This window comes from Pseudoclavibacter sp. 13-3, from assembly GCF_021168475.1.
Classification (GTDB): Bacteria; Actinomycetota; Actinomycetes; order Actinomycetales; family Microbacteriaceae; genus Pseudoclavibacter_A.
Genome location: NZ_JAJOZT010000002.1, coordinates 169,782 through 188,741, shown reverse-complemented (window position 1 = coordinate 188,741; position 18,960 = coordinate 169,782). Strand labels below are relative to the sequence as shown.

Sequence of the window (18,960 nt, the reverse complement as noted above, 5' to 3'; positions counted from 1 at the left end):
GCAGGCCTGTCTGCCGGCCTCGTCGCGTGGGCTCAGTCGTCGAGTCGGGGGATGCCATCGTGCCGACGCGTCGTCTGGCGTGTGCTTCGTGCTCCATGCGTCGACAGGCGGCCTAGGCTGTTGGCATGACAGGTTCTGACCACCCATCTCGCACAGACGAGCCCCTGCACGAGCAGGTCTATCTGACGCTTCGCGAGCTCATCCAGGTCGGCACTTGGGCCGAGGGCGAGCGTGTGCCCACCGAGAAGGTCCTCATGACCGAGTTCGGCGTGTCCCGCTCGACGATTCGCCAGGCGTTCAGCCGGCTTCGAGCAGAGGGTGCCGTCGTCGGAGGCCGTGGCGCGCCGCCGCGCGTGCACCGAGTGATTCCGGGCCAGTCTTTCGAGACGTTCATGTCGTTCACCGAGTGGGCGAACGGCTTGGGGCGCACACCCGATCAGCGCGTGGTCGGCACTGCGCGTCGGTCAGCGAGCGAGACCGTGGCCCGCGAACTCGGCATCGCCGTCGGCGACCCCGTCGTGACCAATATTCGAGCGCGGTATCTCGACGGCGATCCGGCCATGCTCGAACGCTCCTGGTTTCCCCTTCGGGTGGGCCTGCACCTGCTCACCGCCGACCTCGACCACGCCAGCATCTACCAGACGCTGCGCACCGTGCGCATCACCCCGGTGCGCGCTCGGCACCGCATCGACGCCGTCGCGGCGCACCAGCTCGATGCCGAGTGGCTCGAGATCGATCGTGGCGCTCCCCTGCTGCGATCGCGCCGGGTGTCATACGATGCGCAGAATCGTGCCATCGAGTACGCCGACGACCGCTATCTGCCCGCGACTGCCGCATTCGTCATCGAGAACTCGATCGACGGCCGGTCACCGGCGACGCACCTGTCGACCAGCGAGTGATCTCACGCCCTCAGTTCGCTCAGCGTCTCGTCGAGCGTCGTGCAGACCTGATCGATGTCGCGCAGGTCGAACACCAGCGGCGGCCGCAGCTTCAACACGTTGCCGGCCGCACCGGCCACCGAGGTGAGCAGCCGCCGCTCGCGCAGCCCCTCGAGCACGGCCAGCGCGAGGGGGCCGTCCGCCGTCTGGCCGTCGACCGGCGAGACGATGTCGACGCCGGTGTAGAGACCGACGCCGCGCACCTCGCCGATGCCGACATGCTGCTCGGCGACACGGCGCAGCTCGGTGCGCAGGCGCTCTCCGACCAGCAGTGCATGCTGCTGCAGATCACGGCCCTGTATCTCGTGCAGCACCGCGAGCGCAGCGGCCATCGACACGGGGCTGCCGCCGAAGGTGTTGAAATACGGCAACCGGTCGCTGAACGCGGCAAGCACCTCGTCGCGCCCGAAGAGCCCAGAGACCGGAATGCCGTTGCCCATCGGCTTGCCCGTGGTCACCAGGTCGGGCACCACGCCGTGCCGCGCGAAGCCCCAGAATGCCTCACCGGTGCGGGCGAAGCCCGGCTGCACCTCGTCTGCGATGAACACGCCGCCACGTCGGTGAACGACGTCGACGGCCGGCGCGAGCCAGCCGGCGTGACCGGGGTGCACGCCGTCAGACGAGAAGATCGAGTCGGCCAGAAACCCGGCGAACGGCGCACCGGCCTCCTCGAGGCTGTCGATCGCCGCCTCCATCTCTCGAGCGAAGGCCTCCCCCGCAGTCTCTCGGGTCAGGGCGCCGCCGTTCGCCATGGCATCCGCCCACGGCACGCTCACCCGACGGCACGCGCCATCGAGCGGCTGCCCGCCGCCCAGCGCCGGCGAGTGCCGAGAGGTGAGATCGGTGTTGCCGTGATAGGCCTCAGCCGACACGATGATGCCGGTGCCGCCGGTGTATTCGCGCGCGACCCGAATGGCCAGATCGTTGGCCTCCGAGCCCGTGCACATGTACATGGCTCGGGTGATTGCGTCGGGCATCGTCGACAGAATCTGCTCGGAGTAGTCGACGATGTGCTCGTGCGCATAGCGGGTGTGCGTGTTGACGAGCCCCATCTGCTCGGCGACGGCCCGCGCGACCGCAGGGTTCGCATGGCCGACGCTCGCGACGTTGTTGTACATGTCGAGGTACTTCGCCCCGGCCGCGTCCCAGAGGTACTGCCCCTCGCCGCGCACGAGGTGCACCGGGTGCTGGTAGAACAGCCGGTAGGCTCCGCCGAGCACGGTCAGCCGACGCCTGACCAGCTGCCGGGTCTCGCCGTCGAGCTGCTCGAGGGCGTCGGCGCTGAAGCTGTTCGTGTCCATGATGGTCGATTTGCTGGTCATGAGTCTCTCTCTCGGCGGGCCGCGGGCTCAGGTGAGCGCACGCGCCGACCAGTCAACCGAGCGCCGATGTCTGGCAGGTGAACAGACGCCGCCTGGCGGTCGCCCGGTGGTCACGACCGGCCCACCAGCGGGGCCAGGTGTGCGCATCAGGCCGTTGCGGCACCGGCGGCCGCGATCTCGAACACGATGGTGTCGGGCAGGTACCGGTCTTCGCCCACCTCGACGACGCGACCGTCTCGCGAGAACGTGACACGACGCACCTGCAGCAGCGGGCTGCTTCTGCGCACGCCGAGCAGTCTCGAGTCGGCGCTCGAGGCCGCGACCGCTTCGATCCGGTGCTGCCCGTAGACGACGTGGATGCCGTGGTCGCGCAGCGTCGCCGTCGTCGAGACGATGTCGTCGGGCACATCGCGGATCAGGGGCAGCACCCACGGTGCCCACGTCGATCGCTCGACCATGACCGTGCGCGCCTGCAGCGTGCGCACGCGGGTCATCCGCAGCACGGCGTCATCGATGTGCGTGCGCAGCAGACGTGCCTCTCGCACGTTCGCCTTCGCCTGCTCACGACTGACGATGCGGCCGCCCGGAACGAGCCCGCGCCCCTGCGCCCACTGCGCGAACGAGCGCATCTGGTCGAAGCCCTGCGACTGTTCGGTCTGCGCGACGAACCAGCCGCTGCCGCGCCTGACGGTGATGAGGCCCCGCCGCTCCAGTGCCGCCAGCGCGTTGCGAACGGTCTTGCGCGAGACCCGGTAGTCGTCGCCCAGAGTCTCTTCAGAGGGCAGTCGGCTGCCGACCAGAAACTCGCCGTCGAGGATGCGCCGCCGAAGATCGGTGGCGACGCCTGAGTACTGAGACATGTGTCGATCGCGGCTTTCCGAGAAGAGCGAGACGACGCACTGAGCGTCGCGGTACTGTCATCCCCCCGAGACTGCGCGGCCAGCGTACCATCGTCGCGTCGACGCCCGAAATACGAGCAGGGCCCCGACATCCTCGAAAGGATGCGGGGCCCTGCTCGTGACGTGAGCCGGTCAGGCTGCCCGATCAGAGCATCCTGCGGCGCTCACCGCGACGAGGTCACTTCTTGGCGATGACCTGCAGCGTGATGTCGGCGACGACGTCGGGGTGCAGCTTGAGCTGCGCCTTGTGGTCGCCGGTCGACTTGATCGGGTCGGCGATGACGATGCGCTTGCGATCGACCTTGCCGATGCCGGCTGCGGCGATCGCCTCGGCGATGTCAGCGGCCTTCACCGCGCCGAAGAGACGGCCTTCACGACCGGCCTTGGTCTCGAGGCGCACGCGCACGTTCTCGATGCGCAGCTTGAGATCGCGGGCCTCTTCGATGGTCGCGAGCTCGCGAGCGGCACGTGCCGCGCGAATCTGCTCGACCTGCTTGGCGCCACCCGCGCTCCACGCGACGGCGTAGCCGTGCGGCAGCAGGTAGTTGCGGGCGTAGCCGGCCTTGACGTCGACGATGTCACCGGCGGTGCCGAGGCCGTCGACTTCTTGGGTCAGAATGAGTTTCGACATTGTGGTTCAGTCCCTTTCGCTTCTCGCGCCTCAGTGGCGGCCCGCGCCGGAGTACGGCAGCAGAGCGAGTTCACGGGCGTTCTTGACAGCGCGTGCGATCAGGCGCTGCTCCTGCACGCTCACGCCGGTGATGCGGCGCGAACGAATCTTGCCGCGCTCCGACACGAACTTGCGCAGGGTGTTGACATCTTTGTAGTCGACGACGTCGACGCGGATCACCTTGGAGGGCACAACCTTCTGGTTGAGCTTGGCGTTGCGCGCGGCCTTGGCGCGCGCTGCTCCCTTACCAGCCATTTTCTACTTCTTTCTGAGTTCTTGAAACTGTGTGTTGCGGATGCGGGCTCACGCCCGCCTGCTGCCCGCTTCGATTCTGACGCTGAGGCGCGTTTAGAACGGGGTGTCGTCGAGGTTGACGCCCGGCTGGTTCCAGCCGTCGCCGCCCGAGACAGGCTCGCCCCAGGCGTCTCCGCCGGGCTGACCGCCGCGGTTCTGGCCGCCCTGGTTGCCCTGGCCGGCGGCGGACTGCGCGGGCTGACCGCCGTAGCCGCCTTGGCCACCCTGGCCGCCCTGCTGGCCGTAGCCACCCTGACCGCCGCCGACCTGGTTGCCCTGGCCGCCGCCGAACCCGCCTTGACCGCCCTGGACACCGCCGCGGGCGACGCGCTCGACCTGAGCCGTCGCATAGCGCAACGACGGACCGACCTCGTCGATGTCGAGTTCGTAGCTGGTGCGGTTGTTGCCTTCACGATCCTGGTATGACCGCTGGCGCAGCCGACCCTGGGCGATGACTCGCATGCCCTTGGTCAGGCTCTTCGCAACATGCTCTGCGAAGTCGCGCCACACGCTCGCGCGAAGGAACAGCGCGTCGCCGTCCTTCCACTCGCCCGATGCGCGGTCGAAGCTGCGCGGGGTCGAGGCGATCGTGAACGACGCCACTGCGACACCGTTCTGGGTGTAGCGCAGCTCAGGGTCGCCGGTCAGGTTGCCGACGACCGTGATGACGGTCTCGCCGGCCATGGTCAGCTGGCCTTCCGAGGCTGACGCAGCACGACGCGGGCGTCTTCGGCGCGCAGCACCTTGGTGCGCAGCACGGAGTCTGACAGACGCAGCAGACGGTCGACCTCGTTGATGGTGTCAGGAGTCGAGCTGATCTGCACGAAGGCGTAGCTGCCCTCGGTCTTCTTCTGAATGGGGTATGCGAACTGACGACGGCCCCAGATGTCGACGTTGTCGACGGTGCCGCCCTCTTTCGGGACGACAGCCAGGAACTTCTCGATGGTCGTGGCAACCTTTCGGTCATCCACCGACGGATCGAGAATCACGGCCAGCTCATACTTGTTGATGTTCTGAGACATGAATCACCCACCTCCTTCGGACTCGAACGGCCGCAGAACTCTTCTGCAGCAGGAGGGTAATCTCAATGTCCAGCTGTCAGCATATGGATATGCGACGGCACAGACCGCTCAAGCATACCAGCAGAACGCTCCGATCGGCCACCGCAACGGCAACATCCACACCCCAGCCCCAGTCCCTGCAGCACCCACACCTCAACCCACCCACACCCAGTCCCAGCCACCCCGCCAAATCACCGCAGCACCGACCAAATCACCGCAGAATCACTGCTTCTCTGCGGGGGTTGGGCGAGAGCTGCGCAGATCTTGGCGGGGCTCTTCGCAGTAACCGGCAGTGCAAGGCAGCGCACACCTCAGCGCACACCTCAGCACACTCAGACTCGCCTCCGGCAGCAGTCTTCAGCCGAGCAGATGCCGACGAATGCCCTCGCCGACTGTGCGCATCTGCTGCAGAGCCTCGTCTCGTCGGTCGTCGCCGCGACGCCAGTTGGCGAGCACCGCATAGGCGACTCGGCGCGTCTTCGACATCGCGACACCGATGTCGGCCCGAGCGCAGCCGATCGTGCCGGTCTTGTTCCACAGCCAGATCTCGGGGTCGTAGTAGTAGTGCGAGAGCGGATCGACGTTGAAGGCGCTGGCCACCATCGAGCAGTCCATGCCGGCGCCCAGCCAGCGGGTGAAGACGTCGATGCTCGAGCGGCTGAGCGACTCGCCACGGGCAATGCGCGCCACGAAGTCGGCGAGCTCGCGGGCGCTGCCGTGCGAGAGCGTCGTCGGCTGCCCCGGCTGCATCGGCCAGCGCACGCTGTCGTCGAGCCCTGAGTCGCGATAGCCCAGACGCTCGGTGTGCCGCTGCACAGCGTCGAGCCCGACCACCCGACACAGTGTGTTCGTGGCCGCGTTGTCGCTCACCGCGCCGATCAGCGCACAGATGTCGTAGACGCTGAGCGTGTCAGCCTGAAGCAGGTACCAGAGCCCGGAGTTGTCCATGAGCTCCGAGGGGCGTCGCGTGATCTGCTCCTCGAGCACCCGCTCGCCGCGATCGACCTGGTCGAGCACCGTGTGCAGCAGAAAGATCTTGCCCACGCTCGCGGTGTCCAACACTCGGTCTTCGCAGTGCTCCAGCAGCACCTCGCCGGTGTCGATGTCGAACACCCTCGCCGACCAGCGCATGGTCTCGTCGTCGTGCACCTGCATCAGCTTTCCTCCTGCTCTCCACGAACGAAGGCGCTCAGACGCCCCGTCCACGCCGTCGTCGACGCCTGCACCGTGATGCGATCCTCCGTGAGATCAGCCACCGCGGTCGCCAATGTGCACAGATCGTCGCGTCGGTTCAGCACACCGGGCGCGCGCAACGCCGCCAGCACACCGGCGGCATCCACCGCACCCGCCGACGTCTCAGCGCTCTCGACAGCCGAAGACAGCGCACGACGCCGAGTGCGGCTCTCGGCGAGCCACTCGTCGTTATCGGGGACGCTCAGCCCGGCCTCCGTGCCGTCGACCAGACGCAAATGGTTGGTGTGGCAGAACACGGCAGAGTCTGCGGAGACCTCGCTCACACGCCCGGCCGCGTTCTCGATCACGTCAGCTCGGCCGTTCACGGCATCTGCGATGTCGAAAGAGAACCCTCCGGCACACGGCGTCTCGCGCACCACGCGGCGAGCAGCCTGCCCATCAGGCTGGCGCTGGGCATGGCGCGCGACGAAGTGCCGCCCGCAGCCGGTGATGCTCGGGGTCGACACCGGCACATGGTCGAGGCCGAAGACCAGCCCTGCTGAGGTCGCGACGAACGAATTCGCAGGCAGCATTCCCGGGTACCAGATCACCGTGCAGCTGGGGTCGCCCTCGACATCGAGCGTAATGAGGCGCATGTCTTCGCGAAGATGGGCGTCGCCGTCTTCGTTGTGGCCCAGCACGACGTGTCCATCGTTCGCGGTGCAGACGTCTGAGCATCCGGTGCCGTCACGTCCGAGATCGCCACGCAGGTTGTACACCCAGAGATCGAGTTCGTGCAGACCGGCGCCTGCAGCGATCCAGGCGAGCTCCTGCGCCTCGATGGGCAACCATCGTCTGGTGCTGTCGATGATGCGGCTCAGTCGCTCAGCCCGCTGCGGGTCATCGATTCGGTTCATCAGCGACTGCCACTGCTGGTCGACGCGGCCGCGCACCGACGAGATCAGCTCGGCGTGATGACGGCCGAGGGCGAGAAAGACCGACTCGCGGTCACCGCGAAAGACCGTCCACGGCAGGCCCGCGACAGCCGGCAGCGTCTCGACCCGGGCGGTCATGCAGGCAGCCCGGTGACGTGCGCGCGAATCTGCTCGCCGATGGCGTGCATCGCCTGCAGTACAGGAGCGCGCAGATCGTCGGGTTCGCCTTTCCAGTTGGCGGCGACGGCATAGGCGACACCTGCCTGCGGCCCGTTGACGACGCCGACATCGATACGCGCGAAGTCGGTGCTGCCGGTCTTGTGTCGCAGCACCATCTGCTCGTACTCGGGTTCGACGTGCGCGAGAGGATCGAGCAGAAACGCATCGGCCACCATCGACGTGTCGACGTCTGCGGCGAGCCAGTCGAGCACCTGCGCGCTGACCGCCGCTGAGATGACTTCGTGACGCCCGAGCCGCCCGATCACGTCGCCGAGCTCGGCGGCGGTGCCGTACGACGGCGTCCAGGGCAGGTCTGGCGTGCGCTCGTTGCGAATGTAGTCATGCAGTGAGGTGCGCGCATACCCCAGTGCCGGCGCGACCGCGCGCACCGCGTCGAGACCGCACAGGTGGATGAGCGCGTTGGTCGCCAGATTGTCGCTGACCGCGCCGACCAGGAGGGCGGCGTCATGCACGGTGATGCGCTGGTCATGCATGCGGTAGAGCAGACCCGAGTCGGCCACGCGCAGGGCATCGGGAATCTCGATGCGCTGTTCGGCGGCCAGGCTGCCCTCGTCGAGTCGCCTCGCCACCTCGATCAGCAGAAAGATCTTGCCGATGCTCGCGGTCTCGCACTGGGTGTCGGGCTCATGCGAGGCGAGCACCTCGCCGGTCTGCGCATCGGCGACGTGGATCGACCAGGTCACGCGTGAATGCAGCTCTGGAATCTCGATGGTCACTGCGGCTCCTTCTCTGTCATTGTGGGGTCAGACGTGGGTGGTGCGCCCGTCGATGCGTCGGCCAGCTGCTCATGGCGGTGTTCGAAGGGAGTGCTCAGAATGATCGTGGTTCGCGTCGTGACTCGCGCGTGAAGGCGAATGCTGCCGATCAGCTGCTCGAGCGCGATGGGCCCCTCGACCCGCACGAACAGCACATAGCTCGCTGCGCCAGCCACCGAATAGCACGAGACGATGCCGTCGATGTGGCGCAGCCGATCTGGCGCGTCGTCGGGCTGCCCCGGATCGACCGGGGTGATCTCGATGAGTGCGGTCAATGAGCGTCCGAGCCGATCGTAGTCGACCTGTGCGCGATAGCCGGTGATGAGGCCGGTGCTCTCGAGTCGACGCAGGCGCAGCTGCACCGCCGATGTCGACAGACCGGTCGCGTCGGCCAGCGCGGCGAGACGGGCCCGGCCGTCAGACATCAGCAGATCGATGATGATGCGGTCGATCTCGTCGACTCTCTCAGTCATCAGGCATCACCTTCTGGTGTCTCAGACCGACTCGACGACCAGACGGGGCTGCTCGCTCGTGTGCGCGTGCAGTCGCACCGTCGCGCCCAGGGGCACGCTCGGCGCTTCGGGGTCATGCCCGACGCCGAGCTCCCAGGCCACCGGCACGCCCAGGTCTCCGACGTAGTGCATTATGAGCGCGCGCACCTCATCGATCGGCGCACAGTTGTGCCATGAGCCGAGCACGATGCCGGCGGCCGCACGAAGCCAGCCACAGCGCTGCAACTGGATCATGAGGTTGTCGAGGCGGTAGAGGTCTTCGTCGATGTCTTCGAGAATCGCGATGCCACCCGCAGGCAGTGTGAACTCGGGCGCGCCGACCGACGCCGCGATCAGGCTCAGATTGCCGCCGAAGGTGCGCCCCTGCACCTCGCCGGCGACGAGGGTCTCTGCGCGTGGCCCGGTGATCACCCGACCGCGCCACGGCTCCATCAGCCACCGATGCACATCGGCTCGAATGAACGTCGAGTCGCGAAACACGTCATTCGCCGGCATCGGGCTGAACAGCGTGGGAACACCGACGTGTGCCCCCCACGCCTGATGCAGGGCGGTGACGTCAGACGACCCCGTGAGCAGCTTGGGCCGCCCCGTCGCCCCGATGCGCGCGCCACGCATCGCCGACCAGTCGATCCCGTCGAGCAGACGCATCGCGCCGTAGCCGCCGCGCAGACAGATCACCGCCTGCGCCTCGGGGTCGAGCCAGGCGTCGACGAGGTCGGCGCGGCGATCGTCATCGCTGCCGGCGAGGTAGGGCAGCTGCCTGTCGACGTCGTGCGCGTGGTGGCCGACCACGGGGCGCAGCCCCCAGATGCTCAGCTGCTCGACGGCGTAGGCGATGCTGGCCGCCCTGCCCGGGCCGGATGCCGCCACCAGGCGCACGCGATCGCCCGGGCGCAGGGGTGCCTCGCTGAGAAAGGCGTCGTCGAGAAAGCCTGCATCCCTCGCGCCGGCCGAGCCGAGGCCGGCGACGCTGGTGGCGACAGTCATGCCGTCGCCCGCTCGATCTGCGGAGCCGCCTGCAACAGCCGTTTCGTGTATGCGTCCTGCGGGTCGAGCAGCACCTGCTCGGTGGTGCCGTGCTCGACGATGCGCCCCTGATGCATCACGGCGACGGTGTCGGCGATGTTCCAGGCCAGACCGAGGTCGTGCGTGATCACCAGTGCAGAGAGCCCCAGGCGACGACGCAGCCCCAGCAGCAGGGCGAGGATCTCGCCGCGCACCGACGCGTCGAGCGATGCGACCGGCTCGTCAGCGATGAGCATCGACGGATGCAGCGCGAGCGCGCCTGCGATCACGACCCGCTGGCGCTGCCCGCCCGAGAGCTCCTGTGGAATCGCTCCCAGATAGCGCGATGCGGGGCGCAGCTCGGCGTTCTCGATGCTCTCGACCACGCGTGCGTGCTCGTCACCGCCGTAGCCCTGAATGCGCAGCCCCTCGGCCACTGACTCGTAGACGCTGAGCTTGGGGTTCAGCGCCGCCGATGGATCCTGCAGCACCAGCTGCACCTGCTGGCGAAAGCGCCTCAGCTCTTTCGACCGCGTCGGAATGGGGCTGCCCGAGTAGAGCACCTCGCCGCCGGGATCGACGGACTGCAGACCGAGCAGCGCACGGGCGAGACTCGTCTTGCCCGACCCCGACTGGCCCACCAGTGCGAGAATCTCGCCGCGATGGCAGGCGAGGTTGACATCGTGCACAGCCGTGTGCGGGCGTTTGCCGGTGCGGTACGTGATCGACACATTGCGCGCTTCGAGCAGCACCTCATCGGTCATCTCATGGTTCAGCCCGTCATCGGGTTTGTCTCGATGCTGGCGCGTCACCGGATGCATGCGAGATGCGGGGTCGCCGATCGTCGGGAAGGCGTGTGCGAGCTGCTGAGTGTACGGCTCACTGGGCTCCGTGCAGATGCGGTGCGACTCGCCCACCTCGACCAGTTCGCCGCCGCGCATCACGGCGATGCGCTCGCACGCGGTGGCGAGCACAGAGAGGTCGTGACTGATCATCAGCAGTGAGATGCCCCGCTCGGTGACGAGGTGGGCGATCATGTCGAGAATCTGCTTCTGAACGATCACGTCGAGCGCGGTCGTCGGTTCGTCGGCGATGATGATCTGCGGTTCGCAGGCCAGTGCCATGGCGATCATCACGCGCTGTTTCTGCCCACCCGAGAGTTCGTGCGGGTAGCTGGCGGCCTTGGCCTTGGCCAGGTCGACCGATTCCAGCAGCTCGTGCAGACGGGCGCGCCGTGCCTCGGCGGTCTTCCATTTGCCCTTGGTGTGCAGTTCGAGGGCCTCGAGAATCTGCTGCCCCACCGTGCGCACGGGGTTGAGCGAGTGCATGGCTCCCTGAAAGACGATCGAGGCCTCGGCCCAGCGCACGGCTCGCAGCTCGCCGAAGCTCAGCTCGTCGACTCGCTTGTCGCCGAGCAGCACCTCTCCGTCGATGCGAGCGTTCTTGGGCAGCAGTCTGAGCGCGCTCATGGCGAGCGTCGACTTGCCCGAGCCCGATTCGCCGGCGAGACCGAGGGTGCCGCCTTCCGGAAGAGCGAGCGAGACCCCCTTCACCGCGGCGACGGTGCCTCGGTCGTTGCGACCCGAGGTGCGATAGGTGATCGAGACGTTGTCGAAGACGAGATCCGGCATGGTCAGCGGCTCCTCAGTGTGGGGTTGACGATCGACTCGACGGCGCGGCCGACCAGGGTGAAGGCGAGCACGACCAGCAGAATGGCGATGCCGGGCACGAGCACGTACCACCAGTAACCGCTCGTGGCAGCCGAGACGTCCATCGAGTTCTTCAGAATGGTGCCCCATGACTGCTGGTTCGGATCGCCCAGCCCCAAAAAGGCCAACGTCGACTCCGAGATCACGGCAGACCCGACGGTCAGCGTCGTGTTGGCCATCACCAACGGCATGACCGCGGGCAGCACGTGTTTGAAGATGACATGCCAGTGCCCGGCGCCGAGCACGCGCGAGCGCTCGATGTAGGCACGCGATTCGACCGACAGCGTCTGCGCGCGAACCACGCGGGCGGTCGACGCCCAAGAGGTGATGCCGATCGCGATGACGATGGTGAGCACGCCGCGCGACAGCACGGTCGAGAGCACGATCGCAAGAATGAGCGAGGGCAGCACCAAGAAGAAGTCGACGATGCGCATCAGCAGCCCGCCAGTGAACCCGGTGAAGTGACCGGCCGCCATACCGATCACGGTGCCGATGATCATCGACATCGCCGTGGCGGCGAACGCGACGATCAACGAGACTCGGGCGCCCCACAGCATCCGCACCCAGAGCTCACGGCCCTGATGATCGGTGCCGAGAGGATGCGCCAGTGACGGCGGTGCGAAGCGCGGCTGATCCATGAGCTGCGTGACGTCGAGCATGCGCGCAGGAGCGATCACGGGAGCGAGAATGGCCAGCAGCACGATGACAACCAGAAAGATCAGGCCGACCATGCCTGAGCGGCTGTGGCTGAACAGCCGAAACGAGTCGCCGACGGCCTGCGCGCGGCGACGCCAGGCCAGTCGTCCGGGCGATGTGGTGGATGTCATGGTGGTCTCGGTTGTGGTGGTCATGCCCGCCTCACTCTCGGGTCGAGCTGCCGGTAGATGAGGTCGGCGATCAAGTTCATCAGGATGATGATCGCCGAGAAGACGACGAACGTGCCCTGCAGCAGCGGCAGGTCGGGCCCGCTGATCGCCTCGTAGGTGAGTTTGCCGAGACCGGGCCAGGAGAACACCGTCTCGACGGTGACGGCGCCGGCGATCAGACCGCCGAGGTGCATGAAGACCAGGGTCACCGTCGGCAGCAGCGCGTTCGGCACGGCGTGGCGACGACGAACGAGATCTTCGCGCAGGCCTTTGGCTCGTGCGGTCGTGAGGTAGTCGGCCGACATCTCTTCGAGCAGCGATGCACGCATCACCATGACGTATTGGGCGTAGATGACCGCGACCATGGTGATCACGGGAAGAATCATGTGGCTGATCACGTCGAGCACCAGCCCGAAGCCGCTCGATGGCGCGTTGGGCGAGACCATGCCGCCGGTCGGAAACCAGTGCAGCGTGCCGCCGAAGATCATCAGCAGAATCAGACCGAGCCAGAAGGTCGGCACTGACCAGAACACCAGCGACGTGCCGGTCGTGATCTTGTCGAACAGACCGCCGGCCTGCCAGGCCGCCTTCTGCCCGAGCCAGAGGCCGAGTGCGATCGCGATGACCGCAGAGGTCGCCGTGAGCAGCAGCGTCGGGCCGAGGTACTGCACGATCAGCGACGACACCGACTGGTGGTACACATAGCTCTCGCCGAAGTTGCCCGTGAACACGTTGGCCAGGTAGTCCCAGAACTGTGCGAGCAGCGGCTTGTCGAGACCGTACTCCTGACGCAGTTGGGCGATCTGCTCGGCGCTCATCTGCTTCTCACGCGCCATGGCGCGCACCGGGTCGCCGGGCAGAATCTTGAACGCGAAGAATCCGAGCACGATGACCATGACGAGGCTGATGAGCGCCCCGCCGACCTTGTTCAGCAAATACCGCAGACCTGAGCCGCCGCCGGCGACGCTCTCTTCGTCTGCCTCGTTCTGCAGCACCGCCCCGACGGGCGCCACGACATCAGGCATGTCGACTCCTTGAAATCTCGACTGTTGCAGTTGTGTCTGCCGACCGTCGCGAGACGGCCGGCAGACGAAGCGGGGTGCGCTCGACCTCTGCGAGCGCACCCCATGAGGCATTCTCAGCCTATTCGACGTCGTCAGCGCGCTTCTTGCGCCGAGCGAAGAAGATGACACCGCCGATGATCACCACGACGAGCACGCCTGCGCCCACCCACAGACCGACTGCGGTGCCTGATCCGCTGCCGGCCTCTGACGCCGGCTCGACGTTGATGTAGCTCCAGTAGCCTGCCTGGCCCGCGATCATGCCGTTCGAGGCGGGCTGCGTGCCGAATCCGGTGAAGCGATCAGATCGGTAGGCCTCAAGCGCCTTGCCGTACCACAGCGCGACCTGTGCGGTGTCGTCGTAGTTCATGCGCAGCATGTCGCGAACGATCTCGGTGCGCTTGTCATGATCCTGCTCCGAGCGCTGCTGCGCGTACAGCTTGTCGAACTCGGGGTTGCAGTAGCCATCCTGCGTGGTGCCGTTGTCGCCTTCGGCATCGGGCAGGTTCTCACACGTGTTGATGCCGAGCTGGTAGTCGGGGTCGGGGTTCACGCTCCAGCCGCTGAAGTACATGTCGTAGTCGCCCTTGGCCGCGCGATCGCTGATCGTGTCGGAGTCAGACGACTGCACGTCGACGGCGATGCCGATCGACTGCATCCACGGCTTGAAGTACTCGGCGATCGACTGCTCGGTCGGTTCGTCCGCGTCGACGAGCAGTCGCAGCGACAGCTTCTGCCCGTCCTTCTCGCGGATGCCGTCAGCGCCGGCCTTCCAGCCGTCGTCTTCGAGCAGCTGCTTGGCGGCGTCCGGGTCGAAGCTCTTGATCACTGAGTCGTCATCCGGCAGGTGCCACTGGTCGAAGGCCGAGGGGATGAAGCTGGTCGCCACAGTGCCCTGACCGTCGAGCACCTGCTTGAGCAGCGCCTCAGAGTCAGTGCCCTGTCTGATGGCCTGTCGCACGGCTTTGTCGTGCAGAGCCGACGATCCGGTGCCGTAGGCCTCACCCTCAGGCGTCTTGAGGCCGGAGTTGATGCTGATCGAGGTGTACCTGCGACCCTCGCCCGAATGGGTGGTGACGCCGTCGGCGCCGTTGAGGGCGTTGAACTGGGTCGGGCTCAGCCCGGTCACGAAGTCGATGTCGCCAGAGCGCAGCGCCTGCACCTGGGCGTCTGAGTTCGTGTAGTACACGTACTGGATGCCGTCGATCTTGGGGCGACCCTGCCAGAAGTTGTCATTGGCCTTGAGTGTGATGGACTGGTTGGCCGAATAGCTCGAGAGCAGGAACGGCCCCGACCCCACGACGTCAGTGTCGTTTGCGTAGTCGCCTTTGTCGGCGATGCCTTCCCAGACGTGCTTCGGCACCACCGGAATCTCAAGCCCGGGGTTCGGTGCCTGAGGCGTCTTGAGGTTGATGACCAGAGTCTGGTCGTCAGGGGCCTCGACGCTCTCGAAGTTCGAGACCAGATTGCCGTTGGCCGTGCCGAGCTTCGAATCGTTCATCATCTGCTCGTAGGTGAACTTCGGATCGGCCGAGGTGATGGGCTGGCCGTCAGACCACTTGAGGTCGGACTGCATCTTGTAGACCCAGCGCTTGCCGTCCTCTTCGACCGTCCACGAGTCGGCGAGGCCCTTCGTGGGCGAGCCGTCCTGCTGGTCGTTCTGCACGAGGTTCTCGTAGACGTTGCGCAGAATCTGCGTCGGGGTGAGGTAGATCGAGGTGAACGGGTTGAAGCTGTCGACGTGGCCCGACGTGGCGATGCGCAGCACCTGACTGCTGCTGTCGCCCTCTGCCTGCGTCGTGGCGGCGGACTGCGCCGGCTCGGCGAATGCCGCTGTGCCGACGCCGAAGGCAGAACCCATCACCAAGGCGGCGGTCGTGAACGTGGCGGCCAGCGGTCGCATCCGCCGAGAGTGTTTTCCAGATCGCATAGTAGCTGTTCCTTTGTTCAGAGATCGATGATCATGACGGGATCATCAGCTCGCTACTCACGATGCAAGTCGATGTCCCGAGACACGTCAAACCGAAACAGGGCTTTCGTTGATCTTTTTACGTAGCGGAAACAATGCTGTCATCTGGCAGAATCGCTCGTCGATTTCATGCGCCCTTGCACGAATCATGGATCTTTTCCAGCACCATTGCCTCACCATTTCGTCAGTCTAGCCAGTCTGACGAGTATGTGCCGCGTGAGAGCAGAACGTATATATGATGCGTATCATGCCAGCACCCGCACCCCTGCCGCACATTCTTCTGCATCGCATCCCCGGCCCAGTCGATCTCGCCGACACGTGGGTCTCGCCATTCGTCGAATTCGCCTTCGGGGCCACCGAGCTGGTCGCCTCCTGGAATCTGTCATTCAGCGCACCGCAGACGACATCGACCGCATCCGCCCTGCGCACTGACGGTGACGCGGCATCGCAGTCGGCCATGTGGGCCTTGTCGACCGCGGCTGACACACCTGGCGGCGTCAGCGGCGGTCACGCGGCTGAGAGACCGCCCGCGCGGCGCACCGTTCAGATCGCCGTGCAGATCGACATGCAGGCTCGCCTCGCAGACGGCTCGTGCACAGGATGGATTCCCACGGCCCGCTGGAACGACCAGCCGACCGACCCGGCCGATGTGGCATCCACCGTGCGCACCAGCGCACCGAACCTGACCACGCCAGCCCGGGCAACAGGGAGACTGCTGGCTGCGACAGCGGCTGCGACAGCCACGGGGACAGCCACGCCGAATACAGCAGCAGAGGCGGCTGCGGACGGCTCAGGTGGCACGACGATGCCTGATGCTGTGAGCCTGCAGACCGACACGCTCGTGGCTCATGGCGACAATCGAATCACGGCCGCCCGGCTTCGGTTCAGCGTGCAGCCCGCAGCTGACGCGCCTGCCGATCACGCGAGTGCCTCATCTGTCGGTGCTCATGTGATCGTGCATCTGGCCACGCTCATGGGCTCTGCCGGCACCGGCGCAGCCGGCCACGTCGATGCAGACACCGCCGACGCTGCGACGTTTCCGGGCAGCAGGATGCCTCAGGGCGAGACCACACGCATCCGTGCGCGCACACCGCTGGACGTGCCCGTGCGGTCGCAGATGCTGCATCGTGACACGCATCGTTCGATCGGCGGGGGCGGCGACTCGTGGTGCTCGCCCACGTCGCTGGTCATGCTGCAGGAATTCTGGAGAGGCTCAGCGGTCGACACCCCTTCGACTGCTCTCGAGGGATCCGCTCCTGACTTCTCCTTGAGCCCGGGTTCCAGGTGCAGCCCGGGTTCCAGCTCCAGCCTGGGTTCCAGTTCCACAGCTGGCACAGGCACAAGCTCCAGCACCGGCCCCAGCCCCAGCCCTACGGCTGTCGCAGACCCAAACTCCAGCTCCAGCTCAAGCCCCAACTCCGGCCCCAGCCCCACGGCTGTCGCAGACCCAAACTCCAGCACCTGCACCAGCACCAGCTCCACGGCTGAGCATCCAGTGCCATGGACAGCTCGCCGCACCTACGACGCCGCATACACCGGCACCGGCAACTGGTCGTTCAACGTCGCGCATGCCGGCCGCCGCACGCCTGACGGCCACGGACTCGAAGCGTTCGTCACACGATTGCGCAGCCTTCGCGAGGCGCAGGAGCTGACCGAAGCCGGGATCCCTGTGGCAGCATCCGTCTCATTCAGCCGCACGCAACTGCCCGAGGCAGGCTACTCGACTGCGGGGCACCTGCTCGTGGTCACCGGTTTCACCGCCGAGGGCGATGTCTGCGTGAACGACCCCGCGGCCGAGACCGATGACGGCGTGCGGCGAATCTACCCGCGGGAACGCTTCGATCAGGCTTGGGTCCGCAGTGGGCGCACGGTCTATCTCGTGCATGCGTTGAACGCCTCGTTGCCGTTGGCTCGTGCCGACGAGCCAAACTGGTGAGTTCGAGCCCCGACAGACGGGGCTCATGAGCAAGACCGGGCTGCAGCAGACGAGACAAGCCAGCAAGACCGGGCCATAACGAGTGGACTCAGTGCAGCCGCGCTGCATCAGCGCGTGCCCAATGAGGTCGACCCACCAAAATCACCGCAGCACCTACCAAATCACCGCAGAATCGCTGCTTCTCTGCGGGGTTTAGGCGAGAGCTGCGCAGATCTTGGCGGGGCTCTTCAGGCAGCCGACACCCGAGCATGGGCCAAACCGGTAGCCGGCCGGCTCACTTCGCCAGCAGCGCCGCCAGCAGCTCGATGCGCTGATACAGCGTCGGCAGCACGATGTGCTCGCTCACGGCATGTGCACCGCCGCCCAACGGCCCGAAGCCGTCAATCGTCGGCACACCCAATGAGCCGATCAGGTTGGTGTCCCCCGCTCCGGCGGCCGGCCGACCCGTGACCTCCAGCCCCACCGCCTCACCCGCTCGCGCGGCCCGACCGCAGAGCGCCGCGTCGGCATCCCCCGCCAGCCAGGCCGGCCGGTGACTGAGCATCTCGACCTCGACCACCGCGCCCTCGCGCACCGGCGTCAGCTGCTGCAGCGCGTCGAGCACTGTGTGCTCCGACTCTCCGTCGATGAACCGCAGCCCCAGTTCGGCCTCGGCGTGCGCCGCCACCACGTTGGCGCGCGTGCCGCCGCTGACGGTGCCCGAGTTGCAGAGCACCTCGGTGCGCTCGCTCGCCGAGGCCACGATGCTCCGCACGCGCACGAGTTGATCGACCAGCTCGTCGATCGCGCTGATGCCCTTCTTCGGGTCGAGTGCGGCGTGGGCCGCGCGCCCGGTGACCGCGATGCGCACCCGGGTGCTGCCGCGACGCCCGACTTTGAGCGCGCCGTCAGGGTGCGGCGATTCGAACCCGATCGCTCCGGCGACGCCCTGCAGCGCACGCCGCATCAGCTGCTGCGAAGTCGGCGACCCCACCTCTTCGTCGGCCACGATGATGATGCGCACCGGGCGATGCTCCCGGTCGTGCAGCACCTCGAGCGCCGTCAGCATGCAGATCAGGCCGCTCTTCATGTCGTAGACCCCCGGGCCGCGCACGATGTCGCCGTCGACGACCCAGGGCACGTCGCCCTGCAGCGTGCCGAAGGGCCAGACCGTGTCAGAATGGCCGATCAGCAGCAGCGGCCGTGAATCGCTCGCGCTCGTCGCGCCCTCAGTGACGGCTGCGTCTGCGGCGGATGCTGCAGCGGCCTCCGGCGATGAATCAGCGGTCGTCGGGGCGAAGCGGCCGGTTCCCGGCACCTCGATCAGCAGGTGCACACCGGCTTCGGCCTCGACCCGCTCGACCTGGCCGCCGACTGCCTCGAACCACTCGACGAGCAGATCGGCGATCTGTCGCGATGCCTCAACTGCGAATGAGGGAGTCTCGAGGGTCACCAGATGGCGCAGCCGCTCGAACACTCGCTCTCGCCCGTTGTGCACCCGCTCATGAATCTCACTGATCGTCGCCACCGCGTTCATCGTCGTTTCCTCTGTCTCTCGTTCTGCGATTGCCTTGCATGCTCTGCCGTGCTGCTCTGTGCCTGCTGCGTTCATGCGTGCTGCGTTCGTGCCTGCCGT

General features: G+C 66.6%; 18 protein-coding genes. 2 read left to right on the top strand and 16 right to left on the bottom strand.

Annotated features, from left to right (window positions below):
* Positions 1-125: 125 nt before the first annotated feature.
* Positions 126-899, top strand: a complete 774-nt coding sequence (locus LRX77_RS04415; protein ID WP_231831721.1) for a GntR family transcriptional regulator — start codon at positions 126-128, stop codon at positions 897-899.
* 2 nt (positions 900-901) lie between these two features.
* Here LRX77_RS04415 and LRX77_RS04410 read toward each other — a convergent pair whose 3' ends face one another.
* The 15 genes from LRX77_RS04410 to LRX77_RS04340 all read right to left on the bottom strand — a co-directional run bounded on the left by LRX77_RS04410 (position 902) and on the right by LRX77_RS04340 (position 15,370).
* The gene (locus LRX77_RS04410; protein ID WP_231831720.1) at positions 902-2,260 is read right to left on the bottom strand and encodes an aspartate aminotransferase family protein; all 1,359 of its coding nucleotides are present in this window, start codon (positions 2,258-2,260) and stop codon (positions 902-904) included.
* 146 nt (positions 2,261-2,406) lie between these two features.
* Positions 2,407-3,120: a GntR family transcriptional regulator gene (locus LRX77_RS04405; protein ID WP_231831719.1), complete on the bottom strand. Its 714-nt coding sequence runs from the start codon at positions 3,118-3,120 to the stop codon at positions 2,407-2,409.
* 217 nt (positions 3,121-3,337) lie between these two features.
* The gene (gene rplI / locus LRX77_RS04400) at positions 3,338-3,790 is read right to left on the bottom strand and encodes a 50S ribosomal protein L9 (protein WP_231831718.1); all 453 of its coding nucleotides are present in this window, start codon (positions 3,788-3,790) and stop codon (positions 3,338-3,340) included.
* Positions 3,791-3,820: 30 nt separating this feature from the next.
* Positions 3,821-4,084, bottom strand: a complete 264-nt coding sequence (gene rpsR, locus LRX77_RS04395) for a 30S ribosomal protein S18 (RefSeq protein ID WP_158030521.1) — start codon at positions 4,082-4,084, stop codon at positions 3,821-3,823.
* 93 nt (positions 4,085-4,177) lie between these two features.
* Positions 4,178-4,807 (bottom strand): single-stranded DNA-binding protein, encoded by a 630-nt coding sequence (locus LRX77_RS04390; RefSeq protein ID WP_231831717.1) that lies wholly within the window; start codon positions 4,805-4,807, stop codon positions 4,178-4,180.
* A gap of 2 nt (positions 4,808-4,809) precedes the next feature.
* On the bottom strand, positions 4,810-5,145 hold the full coding sequence (gene rpsF, locus LRX77_RS04385) for a 30S ribosomal protein S6 (protein ID WP_225732897.1): 336 nt from the start codon (positions 5,143-5,145) through the stop codon (positions 4,810-4,812).
* Between the two features lie 396 nt (positions 5,146-5,541).
* Entirely contained in the window at positions 5,542-6,339 is a 798-nt protein-coding gene (locus LRX77_RS04380; RefSeq protein WP_231831716.1) for a serine hydrolase, read from the bottom strand.
* Entirely contained in the window at positions 6,339-7,430 is a 1,092-nt protein-coding gene (locus LRX77_RS04375) for a C45 family autoproteolytic acyltransferase/hydolase (RefSeq protein ID WP_231831715.1), read from the bottom strand. Before LRX77_RS04375 ends, LRX77_RS04380 begins: the two co-directional genes overlap by 1 nt.
* Positions 7,427-8,248 carry a serine hydrolase gene (locus LRX77_RS04370; protein ID WP_231831714.1) on the bottom strand — a complete coding sequence of 274 codons (822 nt, stop codon included), beginning with the start codon at positions 8,246-8,248 and terminating at the stop codon, positions 7,427-7,429. Before LRX77_RS04370 ends, LRX77_RS04375 begins: the two co-directional genes overlap by 4 nt.
* Complete coding sequence (locus LRX77_RS04365) at positions 8,245-8,760, bottom strand: Lrp/AsnC family transcriptional regulator (protein ID WP_231831713.1); 516 nt, start codon at positions 8,758-8,760, stop codon at positions 8,245-8,247. Before LRX77_RS04365 ends, LRX77_RS04370 begins: the two co-directional genes overlap by 4 nt.
* Before the next feature lie 21 nt (positions 8,761-8,781).
* Positions 8,782-9,786: a S66 peptidase family protein gene (locus LRX77_RS04360; protein WP_231831712.1), complete on the bottom strand. Its 1,005-nt coding sequence runs from the start codon at positions 9,784-9,786 to the stop codon at positions 8,782-8,784.
* A complete protein-coding gene (locus tag LRX77_RS04355) occupies positions 9,783-11,435 on the bottom strand; it encodes an ATP-binding cassette domain-containing protein (RefSeq protein ID WP_231831711.1) in 1,653 nt (550 codons plus the stop codon). Before LRX77_RS04355 ends, LRX77_RS04360 begins: the two co-directional genes overlap by 4 nt.
* Positions 11,436-11,437: 2 nt before the next feature.
* Positions 11,438-12,364 carry an ABC transporter permease gene (locus tag LRX77_RS04350; RefSeq protein WP_231831710.1) on the bottom strand — a complete coding sequence of 309 codons (927 nt, stop codon included), beginning with the start codon at positions 12,362-12,364 and terminating at the stop codon, positions 11,438-11,440.
* Positions 12,361-13,404 carry an ABC transporter permease gene (locus LRX77_RS04345; protein ID WP_231831709.1) on the bottom strand — a complete coding sequence of 348 codons (1,044 nt, stop codon included), beginning with the start codon at positions 13,402-13,404 and terminating at the stop codon, positions 12,361-12,363. Before LRX77_RS04345 ends, LRX77_RS04350 begins: the two co-directional genes overlap by 4 nt.
* Positions 13,405-13,522: 118 nt before the next feature.
* Positions 13,523-15,370 (bottom strand): ABC transporter substrate-binding protein, encoded by a 1,848-nt coding sequence (locus LRX77_RS04340; protein ID WP_231831708.1) that lies wholly within the window; start codon positions 15,368-15,370, stop codon positions 13,523-13,525.
* 286 nt (positions 15,371-15,656) lie between these two features.
* Between LRX77_RS04340 and LRX77_RS10350 the strand changes: the two genes are divergently transcribed.
* Positions 15,657-17,345, top strand: coding sequence for a C39 family peptidase (locus tag LRX77_RS10350; RefSeq protein ID WP_269453692.1), 1,689 nt, complete (start codon positions 15,657-15,659; stop codon positions 17,343-17,345).
* A 274-nt stretch (positions 17,346-17,619) separates the two neighbouring features.
* On the opposite strand, the gene LRX77_RS04325 is transcribed toward LRX77_RS10350, so the two are convergent.
* Entirely contained in the window at positions 17,620-18,861 is a 1,242-nt protein-coding gene (locus tag LRX77_RS04325) for a M20/M25/M40 family metallo-hydrolase (RefSeq protein WP_231831707.1), read from the bottom strand.
* Positions 18,862-18,960: the final 99 nt, after the last annotated feature.